The 21,727-nt window shown below is 64.8% G+C and carries 21 protein-coding genes; 1 reads left to right on the top strand and 20 read right to left on the bottom strand.

All coding sequences use genetic code 11. The features are described 5' to 3' along the window. Positions 1–61 precede the first annotated feature (61 nt). The 20 genes from serA to ruvC form a co-directional block, all read right to left on the bottom strand. Entirely contained in the window at positions 62–1,657 is a 1,596-nt protein-coding gene (gene serA, locus DSD28_RS12605) for a phosphoglycerate dehydrogenase (protein ID WP_119256735.1), read from the bottom strand. Between the two features lie 76 nt (positions 1,658–1,733). Continuing rightward, complete coding sequence (locus tag DSD28_RS12600) at positions 1,734–2,915, bottom strand: phosphoserine transaminase (RefSeq protein ID WP_119256734.1); 1,182 nt, start codon at positions 2,913–2,915, stop codon at positions 1,734–1,736. A gap of 175 nt (positions 2,916–3,090) precedes the next feature. Further along, entirely contained in the window at positions 3,091–3,819 is a 729-nt protein-coding gene (locus DSD28_RS12595; protein WP_245424819.1) for an outer membrane protein, read from the bottom strand. A gap of 185 nt (positions 3,820–4,004) precedes the next feature. Continuing rightward, a complete protein-coding gene (locus DSD28_RS12590) occupies positions 4,005–4,826 on the bottom strand; it encodes an outer membrane protein (protein ID WP_119256733.1) in 822 nt (273 codons plus the stop codon). 240 nt (positions 4,827–5,066) lie between these two features. Next, the gene (gene glmM, locus DSD28_RS12585) at positions 5,067–6,419 is read right to left on the bottom strand and encodes a phosphoglucosamine mutase (RefSeq protein WP_119256732.1); all 1,353 of its coding nucleotides are present in this window, start codon (positions 6,417–6,419) and stop codon (positions 5,067–5,069) included. A gap of 280 nt (positions 6,420–6,699) precedes the next feature. Then, positions 6,700–8,622, bottom strand: coding sequence for an ATP-dependent zinc metalloprotease FtsH (gene ftsH, locus DSD28_RS12580; RefSeq protein WP_119256731.1), 1,923 nt, complete (start codon positions 8,620–8,622; stop codon positions 6,700–6,702). A gap of 211 nt (positions 8,623–8,833) precedes the next feature. Further along, a complete protein-coding gene (gene tilS, locus DSD28_RS12575; protein WP_119256730.1) occupies positions 8,834–10,114 on the bottom strand; it encodes a tRNA lysidine(34) synthetase TilS in 1,281 nt (426 codons plus the stop codon). A gap of 20 nt (positions 10,115–10,134) precedes the next feature. Continuing rightward, positions 10,135–11,142 (bottom strand): tol-pal system protein YbgF, encoded by a 1,008-nt coding sequence (gene ybgF, locus DSD28_RS12570; RefSeq protein WP_119256729.1) that lies wholly within the window; start codon positions 11,140–11,142, stop codon positions 10,135–10,137. Between the two features lie 151 nt (positions 11,143–11,293). Next, a complete protein-coding gene (gene pal, locus DSD28_RS12565; RefSeq protein WP_119256728.1) occupies positions 11,294–11,830 on the bottom strand; it encodes a peptidoglycan-associated lipoprotein Pal in 537 nt (178 codons plus the stop codon). 309 nt (positions 11,831–12,139) lie between these two features. After that, on the bottom strand, positions 12,140–13,444 hold the full coding sequence (tolB, locus tag DSD28_RS12560) for a Tol-Pal system beta propeller repeat protein TolB (protein WP_119256727.1): 1,305 nt from the start codon (positions 13,442–13,444) through the stop codon (positions 12,140–12,142). A gap of 21 nt (positions 13,445–13,465) precedes the next feature. Then, complete coding sequence (locus DSD28_RS12555; RefSeq protein ID WP_119256726.1) at positions 13,466–14,578, bottom strand: hypothetical protein; 1,113 nt, start codon at positions 14,576–14,578, stop codon at positions 13,466–13,468. Positions 14,579–14,587: 9 nt separating this feature from the next. After that, positions 14,588–15,040: a protein TolR gene (tolR, locus tag DSD28_RS12550; protein WP_119256725.1), complete on the bottom strand. Its 453-nt coding sequence runs from the start codon at positions 15,038–15,040 to the stop codon at positions 14,588–14,590. A gap of 33 nt (positions 15,041–15,073) precedes the next feature. After that, positions 15,074–15,790 carry a protein TolQ gene (gene tolQ / locus DSD28_RS12545; RefSeq protein ID WP_119256724.1) on the bottom strand — a complete coding sequence of 239 codons (717 nt, stop codon included), beginning with the start codon at positions 15,788–15,790 and terminating at the stop codon, positions 15,074–15,076. Between the two features lie 312 nt (positions 15,791–16,102). After that, entirely contained in the window at positions 16,103–16,573 is a 471-nt protein-coding gene (gene ybgC / locus DSD28_RS12540) for a tol-pal system-associated acyl-CoA thioesterase (RefSeq protein ID WP_119256723.1), read from the bottom strand. A gap of 66 nt (positions 16,574–16,639) precedes the next feature. Next, positions 16,640–17,542, bottom strand: a complete 903-nt coding sequence (locus DSD28_RS12535) for a metallophosphoesterase (protein WP_119256722.1) — start codon at positions 17,540–17,542, stop codon at positions 16,640–16,642. After that, the gene (gene ruvB / locus DSD28_RS12530; protein ID WP_119256721.1) at positions 17,543–18,583 is read right to left on the bottom strand and encodes a Holliday junction branch migration DNA helicase RuvB; all 1,041 of its coding nucleotides are present in this window, start codon (positions 18,581–18,583) and stop codon (positions 17,543–17,545) included. It abuts the gene before it with no gap. Positions 18,584–18,623: 40 nt separating this feature from the next. Next, positions 18,624–19,241, bottom strand: a complete 618-nt coding sequence (gene ruvA, locus DSD28_RS12525) for a Holliday junction branch migration protein RuvA (RefSeq protein ID WP_119256720.1) — start codon at positions 19,239–19,241, stop codon at positions 18,624–18,626. An 11-nt stretch (positions 19,242–19,252) separates the two neighbouring features. Next, positions 19,253–19,669, bottom strand: coding sequence for a type II toxin-antitoxin system VapC family toxin (locus tag DSD28_RS12520; protein ID WP_205536199.1), 417 nt, complete (start codon positions 19,667–19,669; stop codon positions 19,253–19,255). Beyond that, positions 19,650–19,910: an AbrB/MazE/SpoVT family DNA-binding domain-containing protein gene (locus DSD28_RS12515; RefSeq protein WP_119256718.1), complete on the bottom strand. Its 261-nt coding sequence runs from the start codon at positions 19,908–19,910 to the stop codon at positions 19,650–19,652. Before DSD28_RS12515 ends, DSD28_RS12520 begins: the two co-directional genes overlap by 20 nt. A gap of 55 nt (positions 19,911–19,965) precedes the next feature. Next, on the bottom strand, positions 19,966–20,478 hold the full coding sequence (gene ruvC, locus DSD28_RS12510) for a crossover junction endodeoxyribonuclease RuvC (RefSeq protein ID WP_119256717.1): 513 nt from the start codon (positions 20,476–20,478) through the stop codon (positions 19,966–19,968). A 160-nt stretch (positions 20,479–20,638) separates the two neighbouring features. Here ruvC and DSD28_RS12505 point away from each other — a divergent pair, with 160 nt between their 5' ends. Then, positions 20,639–21,640 carry an LLM class flavin-dependent oxidoreductase gene (locus tag DSD28_RS12505; RefSeq protein WP_119256716.1) on the top strand — a complete coding sequence of 334 codons (1,002 nt, stop codon included), beginning with the start codon at positions 20,639–20,641 and terminating at the stop codon, positions 21,638–21,640. The last annotated feature ends 87 nt before the right edge of the window (positions 21,641–21,727 follow it).

The following is a 21,727-nucleotide window of genomic DNA, read 5'->3' as shown; positions in this document are numbered from 1 at the left end:
GAAAAGGCCCGCCGGATCGCTCCGGCGGGCCTTTCCATTTCCGTCTTGGGAGGGACGAAGATCAGTCGACGTTGAAGACGAGCGGCTTGACCTGGCGGATCGCCGGGTTGGCGCCGAGCTTGGCGACCACCTCATCGGAAAGCGCACCGTCGACATAGAGCAGCGCGATGGCGTCGCCCCCTTCCTTCTCGCGGCCGAGCTGGAAGTTGGCGATGTTCACGCCGGCCTCGCCGAGCGTCATGCCGATGAAGCCGATCATGCCGGGAACGTCGGTATTGGTGATGTAGACCATGTGGTGGCCGACATCGGCATCGAGGTTGATGCCCTTGATCTGGATGAAGCGCGGCTTGCCGTCGGAGAAGACCGTGCCGGCGACCGAGCGGGTCTGGTTGGCGGTCTTCACCGTCAGGCGGATATAGCCGTCGAAGACGCCCGACTTGTCACGCTTGACCTCGGAGAGGATGATGCCCTTCTCCTTGATCATCACCGGCGCCGAGACCATGTTGACGTCGGCCACCTGCGAGCGGATGAGGCCGGCAAGCACCGCGCTGGTCAGCGCCTTGGTGTTCATCGTCGCGGTCGCGCCGTCGTAGAGGATCTCGATTTCCTTGATCGCGCTTTCCGTGACCTGGCCGACGAAGGCGCCCAGCACGTCCGCAAGGCGGATGAAGGGCTTCAGGATCGGCGCTTCCTCGGCGGTGATCGACGGCATGTTGATGGCGTTCGAGACGGCACCCTTGACGAGGTAGTCCGACATCTGTTCGGCGACCTGCAGGGCGACGTTCTCCTGCGCTTCCGTGGTCGACGCGCCGAGATGCGGCGTGCAGACGACGTTATCGAGACCGAAGAGCGGGCTTTCGGTCGCGGGCTCGACCTCGAACACATCGAAGCCGGCGCCAGCGACATGGCCGGACTTGATAGCTTCGGCAAGCGCCGCCTCATCGACCAGTCCACCACGGGCGCAATTGATGATGCGCACGCCCTTCTTGGTCTTGGCGAGCGCTTCCTTGCCCAGGATGCCGCGGGTCTTGTCCGTCATCGGAACGTGCAGCGTGATGAAATCGGCGCGGGCGAGCAGGTCGTCCAGTTCCACCTTCTCGACGCCCATTTCCACGGCGCGCTCGGCCGACAGGAAGGGATCGTAGGCGATGACATGCATGCCGAGGCCGATGGCCTTCTTGCAGACGATGCCGCCGATATTGCCGGCACCGATGACACCGAGCGTCTTGCCGGTGATCTCGACGCCCATGAACTTCGACTTCTCCCACTTGCCGGCCTGGGTCGAGCTGTCGGCGGCCGGAAGCTGGCGGGCGACGGCGAACATCAGCGCGATGGCGTGCTCGGCGGTGGTGATCGAGTTGCCGAAGGGCGTGTTCATGACGATGATACCGCGGCGCGAGGCGGCCGGGATATCGACATTGTCGACGCCGATGCCGGCACGACCGATGACCTTGAGGTTGGTCGCCGCCGCGATCAGCTTTTCCGTCGCCTTGGTGGCGGAGCGGATGGCGAGGCCGTCATAGTTGCCGATGATCTCGGCGAGCTTTTCCTTGTCCTTGCCGAGCTTCGGCTGGAAATCGACTTCGACGCCGCGATCACGGAATATCTGGACGGCGGTTTCCGAGAGTTCGTCGGATACGAGTACGCGAGGTGCCACGATAGGCCTCCTTAAATCGGTCTTGAAAGATGAGATAAAGGGTGGCTCCGCCCGAAGGACGAAGCCGGTCGCGAAATCAGGCCGCAGCCTTGGAAAGCGTCGCCTTCTGGGTCTCGAAGGCCCAGGTCAGCCAGGGCATCAGCGCTTCGAGGTCGGCGGTGTCGATGGTGGCACCGGCCCAGATGCGCAGGCCCGACGGGGCATCGCGGTACGCGCCGATGTCGTAGGCGACACCCTGCTTGTCGAGCAGCGAGACGAGGCCCTTGGCGAAAGCCGCCTGTGCCTCGGCGTCGAGCGCCAGCACGTCCTTGTCGGCAATCGTCAGGCAGACCGAGGTGTTGGAGCGCGTCGCCGGATCCTTGGCGAGATTGGCGATCCAGTCGTTCTTCTCGACGAAGTCGAAGATGACCTTGGCGTTCGCATCGGCGCGGGCCATCAGGCTCTTGAGGCCGCCGACGTCCTTCGCCCAGAGGAGCGCATCGATATAGTCCTCGACGCAAAGCATGGAGGGCGTATTGATCGTCTCGCCCTGGAAGATGCCCTCGATCAGCTTGCCGCCCTTGGTCATGCGGAAGATCTTCGGCATCGGCCAGGCCGGCGTATAGCTTTCGAGGCGTTCGACGGCGCGCGGCGACAGGATGATGACACCATGTGCGCCCTCGCCGCCGAGAACCTTCTGCCAGGAGAAGGTGACGACATCGAGCTTGGCGAAATCGAGGTTCTGCGCGAAGGCGGCCGAGGTCGCGTCGCAGATGGTGAGGCCCTTGCGGTCCGCCGGGATGAAGTCGGCATTGGCAACGCGCACGCCCGAGGTCGTGCCGTTCCAGGTGAAGACCACGTCACGGTCGAAATCGATCGTGGAAAGGTCGGGCAGCAAGCCGTAATCGGCCGTGATCTTGCGGGTGTCGGGGAGCTTCAGCTCCTTCACGACATCCGAAACCCAGCCCGAACCGAAGCTTTCCCAGGCGACCATGTCGACGCCGCGCGGGCCGAGCAGCGACCACAGCGCCATTTCGACGGCGCCGGTATCGGAGGCCGGCACGATGCCGATGCGGTAATCCGCCGGCACTTCCAGGACTTCACGGGTGAGATCGATGGCCTGCTTGAGCTTCGTCTTGCCGATCTTGGCGCGGTGCGAACGACCGAGCGTAGCATCGGAAAGCGCTTCGAGCGACCAGTTGGGGCGCTTCGAGCACGGGCCAGAAGAGAAATGGGTATTGTTCGGACGCACGTCCGGCGGTGTGACGGTCTTCGTCATGATCGCTATCCTTCCAGATAGATAGCTCCTCGTTGGGGAGGAGTGTCCCGCCGCCGTGGATATGGGAGAGCCGTTTTCAAGTCAAGCGGAATATGTCGCGATCGAAAAATAATAGGGCGCAATGGAAACGGCGCGCCAGTTTCCCGATGCGCCGCGAAAACTGCTGGACGATGTCTTACCAGAGAGGAACGCGCAGCCCCACACGGAATTCGTGCTTGTGCAGGCCGTGGTCGCGGATATCCACGTCACCTGCGGCGGAGCGGAAGGCCTTGCCGCCGCCCATGCCGGAAAAGCGATAGCCGAAGTCGAGCTTGACGCGGGAGGTGAGATCCACGGAGGCGCCGGCCATCAGCGCATAGGTGAAGCGCAGGCCATCCCGCCCTTCCACGCCGGGGCAACCCGCGCCCGAGCAGGCAGGGTTCCGCCAGTCGAGCCAGGTCGCGCCGAGCCCCGCCCCGAGATAAGGCGTGAAGCCGGCGAGCGTGCCGAGGTCGATATAGCCGTTCGCCATCAGGCCGGCAGCGGAATAATCCGCCTTGAAGGCGCAGGGACCGCCGGCGCAGGCGGCGCTGCCCTTGAAATCGTCCTTGGAAAAATCGGCGGTCACATCGCCGCGCAGCAGGTCGCTGAACTGGTAGCCGATGCCGACGCCGTAGGAGAGCGGCCGGGAGAAGCGCGCCGTATCGAAATCCCGCGTGCCGCCCGCGTCCGTCAGGCGGGGCCGGTCGCCCTTGATCCAGCCGGAATAGCCGAGATCGCCGCGAATGTACCAGCCTTGCGCACTGGCACTTTTCGACACGTCGATTTCCGGCGCGTCGATGATCTCGATGTCGCCGGCAACGGCGCTTGTCGCGATGAAAGCTGCGACGGCGGCCATGCCAAACGATGCGAAGCGGCGGAACATGTCTCGATTCCCTGAAGACCGGATAGCCCGGCAGTGACCCGGTGCCGGCCGCCACACGCCGCCATACACCGTTGGTTAACCATATTTCTTAAGGAATGAAGAAACCGTTAAGCCCCTCCCCGCCGCGCCGGAATGCAAAAGGCCGCCCCGAAGGGCGGCCCTGAAAATTCATCCGGCAAGGCGGCTTACTTGTAGACAGGCTGCTCGATCGGAATATCGGCCGGCGGGATATAGGTCGCCGTTTCGCAGCCGTTGAAGGAGTAGCGAAGACCGGCGCGGGCCTCATGGCTGTAGAAGCCCTTGTCGTAGCCCGGACCGCCGTTGTTCTTGAAGCCGAACATCGCGCCCTTGGTGATGTGGCGGAAGCGATAGCCGACATCGGCCTTGAGGTTACAGGTCAGATCGATCGAAGCACCGGCCATGAGCGCGTAGGTAAAGCGCCAGCTCTTCTTGCCGCCGTGTTCAGTAGTCGTACACGTACCACCATTGCAGATGGTGTTGTCCAGCTTATTCCACTTCACATAGGAGCCGCCGATACCGCCGCCGACGTAAGGCGTGAAGACACCATAGTGGCCGATGTCGACATAGGCGTTGGCGAGCAGGCTGAGAGCGGACATTCCCGAACGATCGGTCGATTGGCAAGGCGTCACGCCGCACAGGCCGGTCGTGCCGCCCCGGAAGTTTGACTTGAACATATAGTCGAGCGTCACGTCGGTGCGGAAGTGGTCGTTGATCTGGTAACCGACACCGCCGCCGATGACAAAGCCACTTTTCAGCCGCGTATAGTCAAAATCCGCGTCGGTGTCATTCGATCCCTGGAAATAATGCGCACCGCGCATCTTGTTGTACGACCAGCCCGCATCGCCGCGCAGATACCAGCCGCTGGTCTCGACAATGGCGGTCTCCTGCACCGGGGCCTCGATGACCTGCGGCTCATACAGATCGGCCGCGTAACCCGACGTGCCTGTCAGCAGGACGGCGACGATGCCACTCAAAACTTTCCTCATGGCCTTGCTCCAATAGGCTTGTGCTTGGCACGCCCGGCAAGCCGGCTTTCCAAGTCCCTCGATCGGCTATGGATAATGGCGAAGAAAGGTTAAGGCCCGATTAACTACAAAAGTTTACTCTATCCGTTAACAACCATTCACAAATTCGGAAAATCTTTAAGTAAAGAGTACGCTTCGACTTGCAGCCAATAGAAAAGGCCGGAGCGAAGCCCCGGCCTTCAAAAATAGCGGTTGATCCGTTCAGGCGGCGCTGCGCACCGCGCCGATGACGCCGACCAGTTCGTCCACGATGCGCTCCACCTGGGCGCGGTCGTCGCCTTCCGCCATCACGCGGATCAGCGGCTCCGTGCCGGAGGGGCGGATCAGCAGGCGGCCGTTCCTGGCGAGCTGGCTTTCCGCATCCGCGATGGCCTGGCGGACCGTCGCATCCTCCAGCGGCTGGCCGGCCTGGACGCGGACATTCTTCAGCACCTGCGGCACCGGCTCGAAACGGTTGCAGACCTCGCTTACCGTCCTGCCGCTGCGCTTGACGCAGGCAAGGATCTGCAGTGCCGCCACGAGGCCGTCGCCGGTCGTGCCGAAATCGGACAGAACGATATGGCCGGACTGCTCGCCGCCGACATTATAGTCGTGCTGGCGCATGTGCTCGACGACATAGCGGTCGCCGACCTTGGTGCGCTGGAGGCCAAGGCCCTTGTCCGTAAGGAAGCGTTCGAGACCGAGATTGGACATGACGGTCGCGACGATGCCGCCGCCGCGCAGCATGCCGTCCTCCGCCCAGCTTTCGGCGATGACCGCCATCAGCTGGTCGCCGTCGATGATCTTGCCGTTCTCGTCGACGATCTGCACGCGGTCGGCATCGCCGTCGAGCGCGATGCCGATATCGGCACGCACCTCATGCACCTTGCGCTGCAGCGTCTCGGGATGCGTCGAGCCGCATTCGAGGTTGATGTTGAGGCCGTCCGGCTCGTTGCCGATGGTCACGACATCCGCGCCGAGCTCCCAAAGCGCGGCCGGCGCCACGCGGTAGGCCGCGCCGTTGGCGCAGTCGATGGCGACGCGCAGGCCCTGAAGCGTGACATCGCGCGGCAGCGTGCGCTTGGCATGCTCGATATAACGGTCGTGCACGCCGTCGATGCGCTTGGCCCGGCCGATCTCGGCGGACTTGGCGAGCTGCGCCATCATGTCCTTTTCGAGCAGGTCCTCGATCTCCATCTCCAGCTCGTCGGAGAGCTTGTAGCCGTCCGGGCCGAAGAGCTTGATGCCGTTGTCGTAGAAGGGATTGTGCGAGGCCGAGATCATCACGCCGATATCGGCGCGCAGCGACCGGGTCAGCATGGCGACGGCCGGCGTGGGGATCGGGCCGAGGACGAAGGCGTCGATGCCGGCCGCGGTGAAGCCCGCCACCATGGCGTTTTCCAACATGTAGCCGGAAAGGCGCGTGTCCTTGCCGATCACCACGCGGTGACGATGCGCGCCGCGCCGGAAGATCGTGCCGACGGCGATACCGACCCGCATGGCAAGGTCCGGCGTCATCGGGAAGGTGTTGGATTGACCCCGGATGCCATCCGTGCCGAAGTAACGACGTTTCATGTTCGCTCCTGAATTCGCCGGCCGGGCGGCATGCCGCCGTGCCGACGCGATACGCGCCCCATCTGCCGCGTCCAAGGTGCCTTCCGTGAGGCACCAACGAGGCGAGCATACTAGCCCCCTCGGGTAACCTTAAGCTTAAGACGCGCAGCTTTTGCGCTTCTTTGCCACAAAACCGGGCAAAGAACACCCGTCCCGGAATCAGAATTCATTACACTGCGTTACCGAAAGAAAACGGCCGGGAAAGATTTCCCGGCCGTTTTCATGTTTCCTGTCGCGGCGATTACTGCGGCTGCGGTTCCATTCCGCTTTCCGGTTCGCCGCCCTTCTTCTGGCCGGCCTTCGGAACGGCCGAGCCGCGATGCGGCGGCGTGTCGTCGCCAAGGTCGCGCGCCGGCTTCTCGCCGCGGATCAGCGCCTTGATCTCGTCGCCCGTCAGCGTCTCGTACTCGAGCAGGCCTTCGGCGAGCGCCACGAATTCGTGGTTCTGCTCGGTGATGATGCGCTTGGCCTCGGCATAGGCCTCGTCGATCAGACGGCGGATCTCGTTGTCGATCTTCTGCGCGGTCGCTTCGGACACGTTCTTCTGCTGCGCGACGGAATGGCCGAGGAACACTTCCTGCTGGTTCTCGCCATAGGCGACTTGGCCGAGCTGGTCGGAGAAGCCCCACTGGGTGACCATGGCGCGGGCAAGCTTGGTGGCCTGCTCGATATCCGAGGACGCGCCCGAGGTGATGTTGTCCTTGCCGAAGGTGATCTCTTCGGCGACACGGCCGCCCATCATGATGGCGAGGCGCGAGACCATCCACTTGTAGCTCATGGAATAGCGGTCACCTTCCGGGAGCTGCATGACCATGCCGAGCGCGCGGCCGCGCGGAATGATCGTCGCCTTGTGCAGCGGATCGGCGAGCGGCACCTTGAGCGCGACGATGGCGTGGCCGGCCTCGTGATAGGCGGTGAGCTTCTTTTCCGCCTCGGTCATGGCCGAGGAGCGGCGCTCGGCGCCCATCATGATCTTGTCCTTGGCGTCCTCGAATTCCTGCATGGTGACGAGGCGCTTGTTGCGGCGCGCGGCCATCAGGGCGGCTTCGTTGACGAGGTTCATGAGATCGGCGCCGGAGAAACCGGGCGTGCCGCGCGCAAGAACCTTGAGGTCGACATTCGGTGCCAGCGGTACGTTGCGGACATGCACCTTGAGGATGCGCTCGCGGCCGACGATATCCGGGTTCGGCACCACGACCTGACGGTCGAAACGGCCGGGACGCAGCAGCGCCGGGTCGAGAACGTCGGGACGGTTGGTCGCGGCGATCAGGATGATGCCCTCGTTCGCCTCGAAGCCGTCCATCTCGACGAGGAGCTGGTTCAGCGTCTGCTCGCGCTCGTCGTTGCCGCCGCCGAGGCCGGCGCCGCGATGGCGGCCGACGGCGTCGATTTCGTCGATGAAGATGATGCAGGGGGCGTTCTTCTTGGCCTGCTCGAACATGTCGCGGACACGGCTCGCGCCGACGCCGACGAACATTTCCACGAAGTCGGAGCCCGAAATGGTGAAGAACGGCACATTCGCCTCACCCGCGACCGAGCGGGCAAGCAAGGTCTTGCCGGTGCCGGGCGGGCCGACGAGCAGCACGCCGCGCGGAATGCGCCCGCCAAGGCGCTGGAACTTTTGGGGATCGCGCAGGAACTCGACGATCTCTTCCAGATCCTGCTTGGCCTCGTCCACGCCCGCGACGTCCGCGAAGGTGACGCGGCCATGCGCTTCGGTCAGAAGCTTCGCCTTGGACTTGCCGAAGCCCATCGCCCCGCGCGAGCCGCCCTGCATCTGGCGCATGAAGAACAGCCAGACGCCGAGGATCAGCAGCATGGGCAGCAGCGTGCCGATATAGCTGAGGAAACCGGAGGAACCATCCGTCTCGGGACGCGCGCTGACGACGACGTTCTTCGCCTCCAGACGCTGGACGAGCGAATTGTCGCCGTTCGGCGCATAGGTCTGGAAGGTCGCGCCGGTCTCGACATAGCTGCCGACGATCTTCTCGCCGGTGATGACGACTTCCTTGACCCGGCTCGAGTCCACTTCCTTGAGGAACTGCGAATACGGGATTTCCCGCGAGCCGGTCTGCGTCGGGCTCGTCTGGAACATGCTGAACAGCGCGATCAGCAGAAGGGCGATGATCGCCCAGAGGGCGAAGTTTCGGAAGTTAGGATTCATCGAGCTTTCCGGGCACTTTCTCGGCCAAGGGCTCCTGACCGCTTCTTTCCCGCCTAACATAGGGTCGCCTTGCGGCCTTGCCAAGGCAAAGCGCTCGGCCCCGGGGGCTTTTCTCAAACTATCGTCAACAGGCCGGGCCGAACGGCCCCTTGCGGACCATCCCGATGCCGGCACTTGACGTCATGCTACCACAACGCTTCAGCCTGCGCCCTCATTCGTTCGGCGGAGACGCAAAAGATGGGCAGCCGGCAAGCTGCGCGAGCGCCTGCGCGGCCGGCAGGTCGAATCGGGGAAGGAATCGCGCATAGGGCGCGATCACCGGCGCGATATCGACCATGCCCGCACCCACGGGCGCGCCGTCCTCGAATTTCAGGCAGGGCGCGGCATGGCGCGCCCTGAGAGCGGGGCCTTGAAGGCCTTCCACCGCCACCTGCCCGGCCGCCGAGACGATGATCGTGCGCCGCGTGCCGTTGGCGAGGCGAAACCGGCCGTCCCAAACGCCCGCCGCCCCGGCGGGCAGAACGAGAGGAGCGATCTCCCTGCACTCGCGGTAGAGATAGAGCCCGTCGCGGCGGCGGTCGAACACGACGCGCCCGGCCGTCATCCGCGACAGTGTGCCGCTGGCAAGGAAGGTCCGCAGCCGGCCGGCCGAGCGGGTTTCCAGCACATGCACCCGCCCGCCGGCGGTCGCCGCCAGCAGCAGCAGGCCCCGCCAGCCGGCGGGATCGGCGAGCGCCGTCTCGACCGCGGCCGGCGCAAGCACGAAAAGGCCCCGCTCCGCCCGCACATTGCCGAAAAGGAACCCTGCCGCGCGCTGTGCGAGCAAAAGCCGCTCGCCCGGCGTCGGCGGTAGGGCCGCCGCATCGCCCCGTGTGCGGATGCGCACCCGCTCGAAACGGGGATTGGCATTGCTCGGGTCGTCGATCCAGCTTTCACCCTTCTCACGAAGAAACGAGCGGATCGTCTCCCGGTCGATGCCGAGGAAGGGACGCAGCAGCCAGACCGCACCGTCGAGGAGAACCGCATCCGCCATGCCGGAAAGCCCGATGCCGTCCGCCGCCCGTGCCGCGCGCATGGCGACGGTCTCGGCCTGGTCGTCGCGCGTATGGGCGGAGAGGATGGCATCCGCCTGCATTTCCACGGCCGCGTCGCAAAGAAGTTCGTAGCGTTTTGCGCGCGCGGCAGCCTGGAGGCCGGCCTGCGGCTTTGCGCCCTGCCAGCGCCGGATGACATGGGGAATGCCGCGGCGCACGCAAAGCGCTGCAACGGCGGCGGCCTCGTCGTCCGAGCCGGCGCGAAGGCCATGATCGACGGTGCAGGCCGAAAGGGTAATGTGCGGATGGCGCCCGGTGGCGCAGAGCGTGGCGAGCGCCACGAGAAGCCCTGTCGAATCGCTGCCGCCGGAAACGGCGATCATCAGGCGGGCGGGGCGTTTGAAACTTGTCAGCAGGCGGCCGGCTGCCTCGTCGACGGGATTGTCCGCGCGGGCCACGACCTTCCGTCCGTCCGCAATCAGCAGGACAGGCGGCTCTGTTCGGAAGAAACCTTGTTCTTCACGGCCTTGGAGGCATTCGGGTAGCGCTTGTTCACCTCGCGCAGCGTCGCGCAAGCGGTTTCGCGATTGTCGAGGGCGGCGAGCGACATGCCGAGCTTCAGCAGCATTTCCGGCGCCTTCTTGGACTTGGAGAAGTTCTGGTGGGCGTTGAGGAAGGTCTTGGCGGCCTCGTTGAAATTGCCCTGCGAATACTGCGCCTCGCCCAGCCAGAAGTTCGCGTCGGCGGCCTTCTCGCTCTTCGGGAAGACATCGAGATAGTCGCGGAACTCGCGCTCGGCGACCTGGTAGTCGCCCGAAAGCACATGGCCATAGGCGGCCTGGTAGAGATCGTCAGGGTTGTCGAGCGAGGCGGTGGAGGATTGCGAGGCCTGCGGCAGGCCGGTATCGGCGCCCGGCACCGTGTTGTCGCTGCCGATGGAGGCGCTCTGGTTGTTCAGGTCCGGATTGGTCTCGGCGCCGATCGGGTTGCCGTTCTCGTCGAACTTGATGGAACCGAGTTCCTGCGGCTGCGCGCCGCCGCCACCGCCGCCCTGCTGGCCGAGCGTGGCGGCCCCGGCGGTGTCATCCGCCGGTACCCGGTTCGAGGCGATCTGCTGGTCGGGCGTTCCGCCATTGACCGGCTTGTCGAGCGCGCCGCTCTTGCCGCCCGCCTTGCCCTTTCCGCTTTCCAGATCCTGGAAGCGATATTCGTTGTCTTCCTGCGCCTTGCGGATCTGTTCCTGCATCTGCAGGAGCTGGTAGCTCATCTCTTCGATGCGGCCGTTGAGGTTGCGGATCTCTTCCTCGAGCTGGCCGACCCGCGGGTCCATGGCCTGCGCGAGAACCACGTTTCCGTTGCCCGCTCCCTGGCTCTTGTGGGAAAGGAAGCCGTTCGCCAGAGTCGAAAGCGGCGATGCGCTGATCGGCCCGACCGTGCCTGCAACCGCTGCGAGACTGAGAACGCCTGCCGCGACAAGTTTCTTCATCTATCTTCGTCCTGTTGGTCCGATTGTGCGCCGAAGCGCTGCCGAAGAGTTTTCCAAATACTCTCAAAAAGCAACGGAGTTCGGCCAAAGTGTGTTGAAAAAAGAAAGGCGGCCGCAAGGCCGCCTTTTCCATGCGTTCCCGGAAGGGGAATTACATGCCCGCGCCGCCGAGAACGGTGACGGCACGACGGTTCTGCGACCAGCAGGAAATGTCGTCGCAGACGGCGACCGGACGTTCCTTGCCGTAGGAGATCGTCTTGATGCGGTTTGCCGGGATACCGCGCGAAGCGAGGTACTGGCGGGTGGAAGCCGCGCGGCGTGCGCCGAGCGCCAGGTTGTATTCGCGCGTGCCGCGTTCGTCGGCATGGCCTTCGACCGTGATCGCGTAGTTCGGGTAGCGCTGCAGCCACTGGGCCTGGCGATCGAGCGTCGCGGCGGCGTCTGCGCGGATCGACGTGGAGTCGGTGTCGAAGAAGATGCGGTCGCCGACATTGACCGTGAAGTCCTGCTGCGAGCCGGGCGTGGCAGCGCCGCCGGCGCCGTTGAGGCCGAGGTCGCCGGCGCTGTTCGGCAGGTTCTTCTTGGAGGCGCAGCCCGCCAGGGCGAGCGTCATGACGAGCGCGATCATCACCGGGTTGCGGGCGATGGTCTGCATGCGGCCAGCGGCCGGAGTATGAATGCGGCTCATGAGCCGGTCTCCTTGCATCAGTTCTTGCGTCAAGTTCGTTGAAGCGTCAGGTTTCAATCAGGGTTGCCAGACTGTAACCCGGAGCGGTTAATCCGCCTTCAACGGTTATGGTTAACGATTGCTTGTAAGACCGTCCCCGGCCCCTCGCATTTCATCATGCCTTGCATGTCGGAGCGCGAAACCAGAGCACATGTCCGCGCGACATGCAGAAACGGAAGCGGGCCTGCCGCCTCTCGCCGTGTGGCCTGATTTACAGGACTTTGCGGCAAGAACGCGGCAGACCCGCTTCGAATTGTGATGCTCCGAAGACTATTCGAGCAGCGGCGACCAGGCCGGGTCGGAAGCGAAGCCCTTCGTCTGGATGAGCTGCTCGTTGTAGCCCGTCAGATCGATCGAGTAGATCTGCGGGCCGCCCGCGCCGGCCGACTGGCGGAAGAACATCAGCACGCGGCCGTTCGGCGCCCAGGTCGGGCCTTCATTGTGGAAGCCCGAGGTCAGGATGCGCTCGCCCGAACCGTCCGTCTTCATCACGCCGATGGAGAACTTGCCGCCCGACTGCTTGGTGAAGGCGATGAGGTCGCCGCGCGGGGACCAGACCGGCGTGGAATAGGAACCGTCGCCGAAGGAGATGCGGCGCTGGCCTGAGCCGTCGGCGCCCATCACGTAGAGCTGCGGCCGCCCGCCGCGGTCGCTTTCGAAGACGATCTGGCTGCCGTCGGGCGAATAGGAGGGCGAGGTGTCGATCGCGGCGGTAGAGGTCAGCCGCGTCGTGGTGCGCGAGCGCAGGTCCATCGTGTAGATATTGGCGTTGCCTTCCTGCTGCAGGCTCATGATGACGCGCTGGCCATCCGGCGAGAAGCGCGGCGCAAAGGTCATGCCCGGGAAGTTGCCGACCACCTCGCGCTGCCCCGTCTCGAGCTGAAGCAGGTAGACGCGCGGCTGGTTGCCCTCGAAGGACATGTAGGTGATTTCCTGACGGCTCGGCGAGAAGCGCGGCGTCAGGACCAGCTCGTTGGAATTCGTCAGCGCGCGGGCGTTGAAGCCGTCCTGGTCCATGATGGCGAGCTGGCGCTTGCGGGCCGTCTTCGGGCCGCTTTCGGCGACATAGACGATGCGGGTGTCGAAGTAGCCCTTCTCGCCCGTCAGGCGCTCATAGATCGCGTCGGCGATGATATGCGCCACGCGGCGCCAGTTTTCCGGCTGCGTGTAGAACTGCTGGCCGGTGAGCTGCTGGCCCGCGAAGGTGTCCCAGAGGCGGAACTCGGCGCGCAGGCGCCCGTCGCCCTCCTGCGTCACGCGGCCCGTGACGAGCGCCTGCGCGTTGATGACCTTCCAGTCGTCGAAGCGCGGCGGCTGGTCCGGATTGGAGATCTTCTCGATGAAGGCCTGCTTGTTGACCGGCGCGAAAAGGCCGGAGCGCTTGAGGTCGGCCGCGATGACGTCGGTGATGCGCTGGCCGAGGTCGCCGCCGGCGACGAAGTCCGTCACGGCGATCGGCAGCGGCTCGACATTGCCCTTGTTGATGTTGATTTCGACCTTCGCAAAGGCCTGCGGCAGAGAGACCGCAAGGCCGGTCAGCACGACCAGCAAACGAAGAAGATTGCGTCTGTACATCTATCTAGGCCTTCCTAGTTCCTACATCATTTCGCTCGGATCGAAGTTCACGACGACTTCGCTCCAGGCATCGTATTTTTCCGGGGGCAGCCCCTTGAAGGGCCGCGATTTCATGATGGCGCGGCGCGCACCGCCGGCAAGCGCTCGGCGGGCAGCTTCCGAGCCGCCGGTCGCCACGACTTCCGGCTCGCCGATGATGTCGCCGTTCTGGTCGAGCTGCATCGTGACCTTGATGCGCACGTCGGCGGCATCCGAAAGGCCGGGGATGATCGACCAGTTGTTCTGGATCTGGCCGCGCAGCGCGTCCATCTCGCTCATCGAAAGCTTGGTGCCGGTCGTCGTCTTCTTGCCACCGAGCGCCGCCTGTTCCTGCGAGCGCTTGGCGCCGCCGCCGGCCGCCTTTTCCTTGTTGAGAAGCGCGGCGATCTCGTCGGCGTTGAAGTCGCTGTCGTTCAGCGAGCTCGCCTTCTCCTGCTTCTTCTTCTCGTCCTTCTTGCGGTCGGGCGTCTTGGCCGTCTGGGCCTTCGCCGTCTCGGTCTTCTTCTCTTCCGGCTTCTTCTCCGGCTCGGCCTTGGCCGTCTCGACCTTCGGCTTCATCTCGGGCAGCGGCACCTTGTCCGGCAGCGCCTCGGCTTCCGGGTCCTCGGCCGGCTTGTCTTCAGCCGGCTTCGCCTCGGGCTTCGGGTCGGGCTTGACCTCCTGCTTGGCCTCGGGAAGGGCGGCGACCTCGGTCGAGGGCTCGCTCGCCTTTTCGACCGGCTTTGCCTCCTCGACGGGCTTGCTGTCCGGCGTCTGGACGACCTTCTCGGCCTTTTCCGGCGAGGCGGCGGTCTCGATGTCGCGCGGCTTTTCTTCCGGCGTCGGCAGGTTCTTCAGGTCGATCTCGTTGTCGCCGACATTTTCCGCATTCTCGACCGGCGTCTGCTTCTTGGTCGGAACGGGGGCGGCCTTTTCCTTCATTTCGGCTTTCTTGTCGCCCTGCTGAATCTGCGTCAGCTCCTCGATCGACACGATATCGACCGGCAGGGCTTCGACATCGGCGACGTCGAAGCTCTCGGGACTGCCGAGCGAAACCAGCGCCCAGGTGAGGACCACGGCGTGGATGACGGCGGATGTGGCAAGGCTGCCCTTCATGGCGTGCGATTACCTGTCCGGTTTCTGCTCGGTGACGAGGCCGATATTGGTGAAGCCGCCGGCCTGGATGCGCGACATGACGTCGGCCATGACGCCATAGGGCGCATTGCCGTCGCCGCGCACGAAGATACGCTCGGTATAGCCCGTGGTGGCCACGGCCTGGAGCTTGGCGGCGACCTCCTCGATCGGGATCGCTGTTTCCTGCAGGAAGACCTGGCCGTCGGCCTTGACCGAAACGGTGATCGGCTGCGTATCGGCGTTGAGGGCCTTCGCCTGCGTCTTCGGCAGGTCGAGCGGCACGCCGACGGTCATCAAGGGGGCTGCGACCATGAAGATGATGAGCAGCACGAGCATGACGTCGACCATCGGCGTCACGTTGATCTCGCTCATCGGGGCCCGCTTGCCGCCCCCGCGGCGGCGGCGACCGCCGCCTGAATTCTTCGCTCCGACTGACATGCCCATGGCGTCGTCTCCGTCTGTCCTGAACGCCGCGTTTTACTGCGCCGCAGCGCGCGGCTGCAGCTTCTCGTCGATCTGGCGCGAGAGGATGGCCGAGAACTCGTCCGCAAAGCCCTCCATGCGCGCCGTCAGCTTGCCGGCGTCGGCGGAGAACTTGTTGTAGGCGATGACCGCGGGAATGGCGGCGACGAGGCCGATGGCGGTGGCGAGCAGCGCCTCGGCGATGCCCGGCGCGACGACCGCAAGGCTTGTCTGCTTGGAGCCGGCGATGGCCTGGAAGGAGGTCATGATGCCGACGACCGTGCCGAAGAGGCCGACGAAGGGCGCCGCCGAGCCGATGGTGGCGAGCGAGCCGAGCCTGGCTTCCAGCGTTTCGGATTCACGCGACAGCGTCACGTCCATCGCCCGGTCGATACGCATCTGCAACCCTATGGGCGAGCGCGCCCCGCGTTCGAAGCTCTTCTTCCATTCCCGCATCGCCGCCACGAAGATGGCGCTCATGCCGGTGGTCTGCCGGTCGGAGAGCGTGCGATAGAGCTCCTCCAGCGACTGGCCCGACCAGAAGACCTGCTCGAAACTGTCGAGCTGGCGGCGCGCGCGGCCGTAGCTCACGGACTTGTCGACCACGATGGCCCAGGTCCAGACGGACGCGGCGAGAAGGCCGAGCATGACCAGCTTCACGATGAATCCGGCCTGGATGAAGAGACCCCACAGGGTCACGCTGCCAGCCGCTTCCAAACCCACTTGTTCCATAGACCTATGTCCCCGAATCCAAACACCCGGCACGGGCGCTTTGCGGCCCAACCGGGTAACATTCCGCCGTGGCGGGCCTCTGGGAGGATAAACCCGCTACGGCATTCAATAACGCGCGTCGCAGTCAGGGTTTTCGTCCCGCACCCGCTTCGCAGTCCGTCAAGAATGTCCGGTTGATGCCGCCGGCCGCCATGCCGGTCAAACGCTTACAACCTGCCTTCTTCACGGCAATTTTGGTTAAAGGATGACGTGCAGTGCACAAAATCCTCACCCGTCGAGTAAGACATCATTATGGTTAAGGGAGTGTTACCGCTAATGCGCGGCCGAAACTTCTTGCGTCCTGGCAAGAAAACGCGCCGCCAGCGCCTCCGGCAGCCGGCGCGGCCGGCCCGCCGCGTTGATGACCGCGATGATGACGCGCGCGGCTATCAGAAGCTGGTCGCCGCGGCGGATTTCCTGGTTGAGGATCATCTTCGCCCCGCCCGCCTTCTCGGTGGACGTCAGGATCGTCAGGATATCGTCCATCCGCGCCGGCGCCTTGAAGTCGATCTCCATGCGATGAACGACGAAGACGAGGCCCTCGCGGTCCTCCTCCAGAACGAGGCTGCCCTGCTCGACGCCGAGCAGACGCAGATAATCCGTCCGCCCGCGCTCCATGAAATGCAGGTAGCGGGCATGGTAGACGACGCCGGAAAAATCCGTGTCCTCGTAATAGACGCGCTGCACGAGCCGATGGCCTGCCTCGCTGAGTTCGCCAGAAAGATGATGGGGGAGGTCTGTCATGATCGGCGTCCGGCAAGAATTTTCCGCCTCTCTCCCGCAAAGCGGCGGCAAATGCAAGGCCGGCGCTCAGCCGAGTTCGATCACCATGATCTCCGGCGGCGAGCCGAAGCGGACCGGCAGGCCGGAACAGCCAAGCCCGCCGGAAACGCACAGATGTCGGCCCTCCTCGACGATATGGCCGTAGACATAACGGTTTCCGTAGCGCGACGGCACCACGGGCGCGTAGCCGAAAAGCCGGACCTGGCCGCCATGGGTATGGCCGCAGAGCGTCAGCGAAACCCGCGCGGGAACGCTCGGAAAGATGTCGGGCTCGTGGGCGATCAGAATGACGGGCGCGTCATCCGTCACCTGCGCGAGCGTGCCGGGCAGGTCGTCAAGCCCGGCGAACTGCGTGCGGTTCCATTTTCGCCCGGGATGGAGCGCCTGCTGGTCCTCGAGGCCCGCCAGCCAGAAAGCGCCGGATGCCGTTTCGATCCGCGCGGCGCGGTTGGCATAGACCGCGATACCGGCATCCCGCAAGGCGCGGTGGCTGAACGTCTCGCCGCCGCCCGCCGCCTGCGCCGCCCCGTCCTTCCACCAGTCGTGATTGCCGATGACGGCATGGACGCCATACGGCGCCTTCAGGATCGACAGCGCCCCGGCCCATGCGTCGGCCGGTACATGGTTCCAGACGGCACGCATGTCGGAGACATAATCGCCGAGGAGAACGATGATATCGCCGCCGAGCGCGTTCGCATGCTCGCAGATGGCGCGGATCCGCCCGACGCTCATCCAGGGGTCGCAGGCATGGACATCGGCCAGCGCGACGATGCGCAGCTTCTGCCCCTCCGGCCAGCCGGGCGGCCGGATGCGATAGATCGTCGTGCCGAGCCGCAACACCGGCTCCACGCCGACGGCGTAGGCGGAAGTGGCGAAACCCGCGGCAACCAAGCCTCCAAAGGCCTTCAGCAAACCGCGGCGGGTGATCACTCAGTCGTCCTCGGAAAAGAGCCTGAACTGTGACGCCTCAATATCCTTCGGCGGCGTGAGGCCCAGATGTTTCCAGGCATTTGCGGTTAAAACACGGCCACGCGGCGTGCGCTGGATGAAGCCCTGCTGGATCATGTAGGGCTCGATGATATCCTCGATGGCGTCGCGCGGCTCGGAAAGCCCCGCCGCGATGGTCTCGATGCCAACCGGCCCGCCGCCGAAATTGTGGGCGATCATCGAGAGATAGCGTCGGTCGAGCTGGTCGAGGCCCATATTGTCGACGAGAAGCCGCGTCAGCGCCTCGTCGGCGATCTTCTGCGTCACCGCCTCCGCCCGCGCCACCTCGGCGAAGTCGCGCACCCGGCGAAGCAGGCGGCCGGCGATGCGCGGCGTGCCGCGAGCGCGCCGGGCGATCTCGCGCGCGCCGCCGTCCGTCATGCCGAGACCCATCAGCCGCGCGCCGCGGCGCACGATCGATTCCAGCTCCTCGACGGTATAGAAATTGAGCCGCACCGGAATGCCGAAACGGTCGCGCAGCGGCGTCGTCAGGAGGCCGAGGCGCGTGGTGGCGGCGACGAGGGTGAATTTCGACAGGTCGATCTTCACTGAGCGCGCGGCCGGGCCTTCGCCGATGATGAGGTCGAGCTGGAAATCCTCCATGGCCGGATAGAGGATTTCCTCGACGGCCGGGTTGAGGCGGTGGATTTCGTCGATGAAGAGCACGTCGCGCTCTTCCAGATTGGTCAGCAGCGCCGCAAGGTCGCCGGCTTTCGCGATGACCGGGCCGGAGGTCGAGCGGAAATTGACGCCGAGCTCCTTGGCCATGATCTGCGCCAGCGTCGTCTTGCCCAGGCCGGGAGGGCCGACGAAGAGCACATGGTCGAGCGCCTCGCCGCGGTTCTTCGCCGCCTCGATGAAGATCTTGAGGTTGGCGCGCGCCTCCGCCTGGCCGGTGAAGTCGTCCAGCGTCTGCGGGCGCAGGGCCGTATCGATGTCCTCGCCGCGCTTGTCCGGCGAAAGCAGTCTGGTGTCGTCGCTCATCGAGCCCTAATCCCATTGTCCACGGTGGAAGGCAACGGCATCACCGCGACAATTCCTTGAGGCCGAGGCGGATGAGCTTGGCGCTGTCCGCCCCCTCCCCGCCGTTCTTGAGCGCCGCCGCGACGGCATTGGCCGCCTGGTCGCGCGAGTAACCGAGATTGGTGAGCGCCGACACCGCATCGGCGACCGGCGCGGAGGCGACCCCCTCGCCGATCTCCTGCTTGAGCCCGATGGCGGCCGAGGCCTCACCGGCGAAGGCCGGCGCCTTGTTGCGCAATTCGGTGATGATGCGCACGGCCACCTTCGGCCCGACGCCCGGCGCGCGCGACACGGCCGTCTTGTCCTGCAGCGCGATGGCGTTCGCCAGTTCCCCCGGTGTCAGCGTGGAAAGCACCGCCAGCGCCACCTTGGAGCCGACGCCCTGCACGCTCTGCAGCAGCCGGAACCACTCCCGCTCCAGCGCCGTAAGGAAGCCGAACAGGCGGAACTGGTCCTCGCGCACATAGGTCTCGATGAACAGCACGGCCGCCTCCCCGGCCGAGCCGAGCCTGCCGAGCGTGCGCGCCGAGCAATGGGCGACATAGCCGACGCCGTGCACGTCGAGGACGACATGGTCCTCGCCGATCTCGTCGATGGTGCCTTTGAGTTTGCCGATCATGGATGGGTCCGTCAGGGATGGATTTCGGGGGAGATGATGTCGAGCGCGGGGAAATAGGTGCGGTAGCGGGCGGCATCGCGGGTGAGCAGCCGGTGGGAACGCACGCAAGCATGCGCCCCGACAAGGAAGTCCGGCAGCGTACGCTCCCGAAGCCCACCTGCCCGGCGATAGGCATAGTGCGCCTTGCCGGCAGCGAATGCCGCCTCATAGGAAAACGGCTCCCGCCGCATGCGAAGCCAACCGAAGGCCAGATTCAGCTCCAGTTCGCTGAGCGGCGATGACGCAAGCTCCGACCAGACAACGGAATGGAGAACCAACTCCCCCTCTTCCACGCATCGTTTCAGGGCGGCAAGTGACCAGACCCGTTCCGGACGGTCCGGCCCGAGGATGTCGATCAGAACATTGGTATCAACGACGGTCGAGGTCATCACGCGGCCCCCGCAGCCATTCGAAATATTCGTCGGGCGTCATGCCGTCGATATCCCACGTTCCCCTGACGCTGGCCGCCCAGGCATCGAAATCCTTGAAATCGCCTTTGCCATCACCGACCTTCACCAGCATCACGCCGTCGTTCGAGACAACGAAATCCACCTCCGAACCGGGCTCGATGGCGAGCCGGTCGCGGATATCCTTCGGGATCGTCACCTGACCTTTTTCCGTCACACGCATGGTAATACCTCTGCGGTATTACTTATCGTCATAACCGGAACAAGTCAAGAACAAATCAACCAACGAGCTTGGCGAGGCGGCCGGAGAGGCCCTGGCGGTTGTGGGCGTGGCAGATGGCGATGGCGAGCGCGTCGGCGGCGTCGTTGCCCACGAAAGTGGCCTTCGGCATCAGCACTTTCAGCATCATGTGGATCTGCTGCTTCTCGCCATGGCCGACGCCGATCACAGCCTTCTTGACGGCATTCGGCGCATATTCGGCGACGCGCAGGCCCGCACGCGCCGGCACCAGCATGGCGATGCCGCGCGCCTGGCCGAGCTTCAGGGTTGCCGTCGCGTCCTTGTTGACGAAGGTCTGCTCGACGGCGGCCTCGTCGGGCTGGTAGCTCTGCACGACCTCGGCAAGGCCGTCATGGAGCTGGCAGAGGCGCGAAGCGAGATCCATGTCGCCATCCGACGTCACGGTACCCGAAGCGACGAAGCGCAGGGAGTTGCCGAGCGTCTCGATAATGCCCCAGCCGGTGCGGCGAAGCCCCGGATCGATGCCGATGATGCGAATCGTGTCCTGCATTGTCCAACCCTAATCCTGTCAGACGGACCCTGCCAGCGAAATGTGAACAAAACAAAAACAAACCATCGCTATGCGAATTCCGGAAATTCCTTGCTTGGATTCGAGAAAACTGAACCTACATGGGGAAGCGATCAAAATCCCTTACAAAGAGGCCGCTCCCATGGTGCCCTTCTCCATCCTCGACCTGTCCCCGGTCATCGAAGGCGGCACCGTCGCCCAGTCGCTGGAAAATTCCCGCCGTCTGGCGCAGGAGGCCGAGGCGCACGGCTACAAGCGCTTCTGGCTCGCCGAGCACCACGGCATGCGCGGCATCGCCAGCGCCGCCACCTCCCTCGTCATCCAGCACGTCGCGGCGGGCACGGAGACGATCCGCGTCGGTTCCGGCGGCATCATGCTGCCGAACCATTCGCCGCTCGTCATCGCCGAGCAGTTCGGCACGCTCGCCGCGCTCTTCCCGGACCGCATCGACCTCGGACTCGGCCGCGCCCCGGGCACGGACATGCGCACCGCGCAGGCGCTGCGCCGCAATCTCGACAGCGCCGCCAACAATTTCCCGCAGGACGTCATCGAGCTGATGCAGCTCATGGGACCGCCCGCGCCGGACCAGAAGGTCGTCGCCGTGCCGGGCGCGGGCAGCAACGTGCCGGTCTGGCTGCTCGGCTCCAGCCATTATTCGGCGCATCTGGCCGGCATGCTCGGCCTGCCCTTCGCCTTCGCCTCGCATTTCGCGCCGGACATGCTGCTGACGGCGCTGGAGATCTACCGTGAGCGCTTCGAGCCGTCGCAATATCTCGACAAGCCCCATGTCATGGTGGGCGTGATGGGCGCGGCGGCCGATACGGATGCGGAGGCCGATTACCTCTTCACCTCCATGCAGCAATCCTTCGTGCGCCTTCGCCGCGGCACGCCCGGTGCCTTCCCGCCGCCGGTCGGCAGCATGGACGGTTTCTGGAACGAGCAGGAGCGCATCATGGTGGAGCATACTCTGCAATATGCCGTCGTCGGCGGGCCGAAGAAGATCGAGCGTCGGATCGCCGATTTCCTCGCCCTTACCAAAGCGGACGAGCTGATCGTCTCCATGCCGGTCCACGACATGGAGGCGCGGGTGAAATCGCTGCGGTTGTTTGCAGGGGCGCAGAGGAAACTGGCCGAGGCAGAGTAAGGGATTGCCCCTCATCCCGCTGCCGCGACCTTCTCCCCGCAAGCGGGGAGAAGGAGTTTCGTTGTACCGGCGTCTTCCCATCTCGAC

Origin of the sequence: Shinella zoogloeoides, assembly GCF_003574625.1 — a bacterium.
GTDB lineage: Bacteria > Pseudomonadota > Alphaproteobacteria > Rhizobiales > Rhizobiaceae > Shinella > Shinella zoogloeoides_A.
The sequence above is the reverse complement of the archived record's forward strand: the minus strand, read 5'-3'. Positions and strand labels throughout refer to the sequence as shown.

Excerpts from the sequence above, each read along its gene's own strand:
- DSD28_RS12600 (WP_119256734.1), bottom strand. The coding sequence starts at position 2,915 with ATGACGAAGACCGTCACACCGCCGGACGTGCGTCCGAACAATACCCAT.
- DSD28_RS12595 (WP_245424819.1), bottom strand. The coding sequence starts at position 3,819 with ATGTTCCGCCGCTTCGCATCGTTTGGCATGGCCGCCGTCGCAGCTTTC.
- DSD28_RS12590 (WP_119256733.1), bottom strand. The coding sequence starts at position 4,826 with ATGAGGAAAGTTTTGAGTGGCATCGTCGCCGTCCTGCTGACAGGCACG.
- glmM (WP_119256732.1), bottom strand. The coding sequence starts at position 6,419 with ATGAAACGTCGTTACTTCGGCACGGATGGCATCCGGGGTCAATCCAAC.
- ftsH (WP_119256731.1), bottom strand. The coding sequence starts at position 8,622 with ATGAATCCTAACTTCCGAAACTTCGCCCTCTGGGCGATCATCGCCCTT.
- ybgF (WP_119256729.1), bottom strand. The coding sequence starts at position 11,142 with ATGAAGAAACTTGTCGCGGCAGGCGTTCTCAGTCTCGCAGCGGTTGCA.
- pal (WP_119256728.1), bottom strand. The coding sequence starts at position 11,830 with ATGAGCCGCATTCATACTCCGGCCGCTGGCCGCATGCAGACCATCGCC.
- tolB (WP_119256727.1), bottom strand. The coding sequence starts at position 13,444 with ATGTACAGACGCAATCTTCTTCGTTTGCTGGTCGTGCTGACCGGCCTT.
- DSD28_RS12555 (WP_119256726.1), bottom strand. The coding sequence starts at position 14,578 with ATGAAGGGCAGCCTTGCCACATCCGCCGTCATCCACGCCGTGGTCCTC.
- tolR (WP_119256725.1), bottom strand. The coding sequence starts at position 15,040 with ATGGGCATGTCAGTCGGAGCGAAGAATTCAGGCGGCGGTCGCCGCCGC.
- tolQ (WP_119256724.1), bottom strand. The coding sequence starts at position 15,790 with ATGGAACAAGTGGGTTTGGAAGCGGCTGGCAGCGTGACCCTGTGGGGT.
- ybgC (WP_119256723.1), bottom strand. The coding sequence starts at position 16,573 with ATGACAGACCTCCCCCATCATCTTTCTGGCGAACTCAGCGAGGCAGGC.
- ruvB (WP_119256721.1), bottom strand. The coding sequence starts at position 18,583 with ATGAGCGACGACACCAGACTGCTTTCGCCGGACAAGCGCGGCGAGGAC.
- ruvA (WP_119256720.1), bottom strand. The coding sequence starts at position 19,241 with ATGATCGGCAAACTCAAAGGCACCATCGACGAGATCGGCGAGGACCAT.
- DSD28_RS12520 (WP_205536199.1), bottom strand. The coding sequence starts at position 19,669 with ATGACCTCGACCGTCGTTGATACCAATGTTCTGATCGACATCCTCGGG.
- DSD28_RS12515 (WP_119256718.1), bottom strand. The coding sequence starts at position 19,910 with ATGCGTGTGACGGAAAAAGGTCAGGTGACGATCCCGAAGGATATCCGC.
- ruvC (WP_119256717.1), bottom strand. The coding sequence starts at position 20,478 with ATGCAGGACACGATTCGCATCATCGGCATCGATCCGGGGCTTCGCCGC.
- DSD28_RS12505 (WP_119256716.1), top strand. The coding sequence starts at position 20,639 with ATGGTGCCCTTCTCCATCCTCGACCTGTCCCCGGTCATCGAAGGCGGC.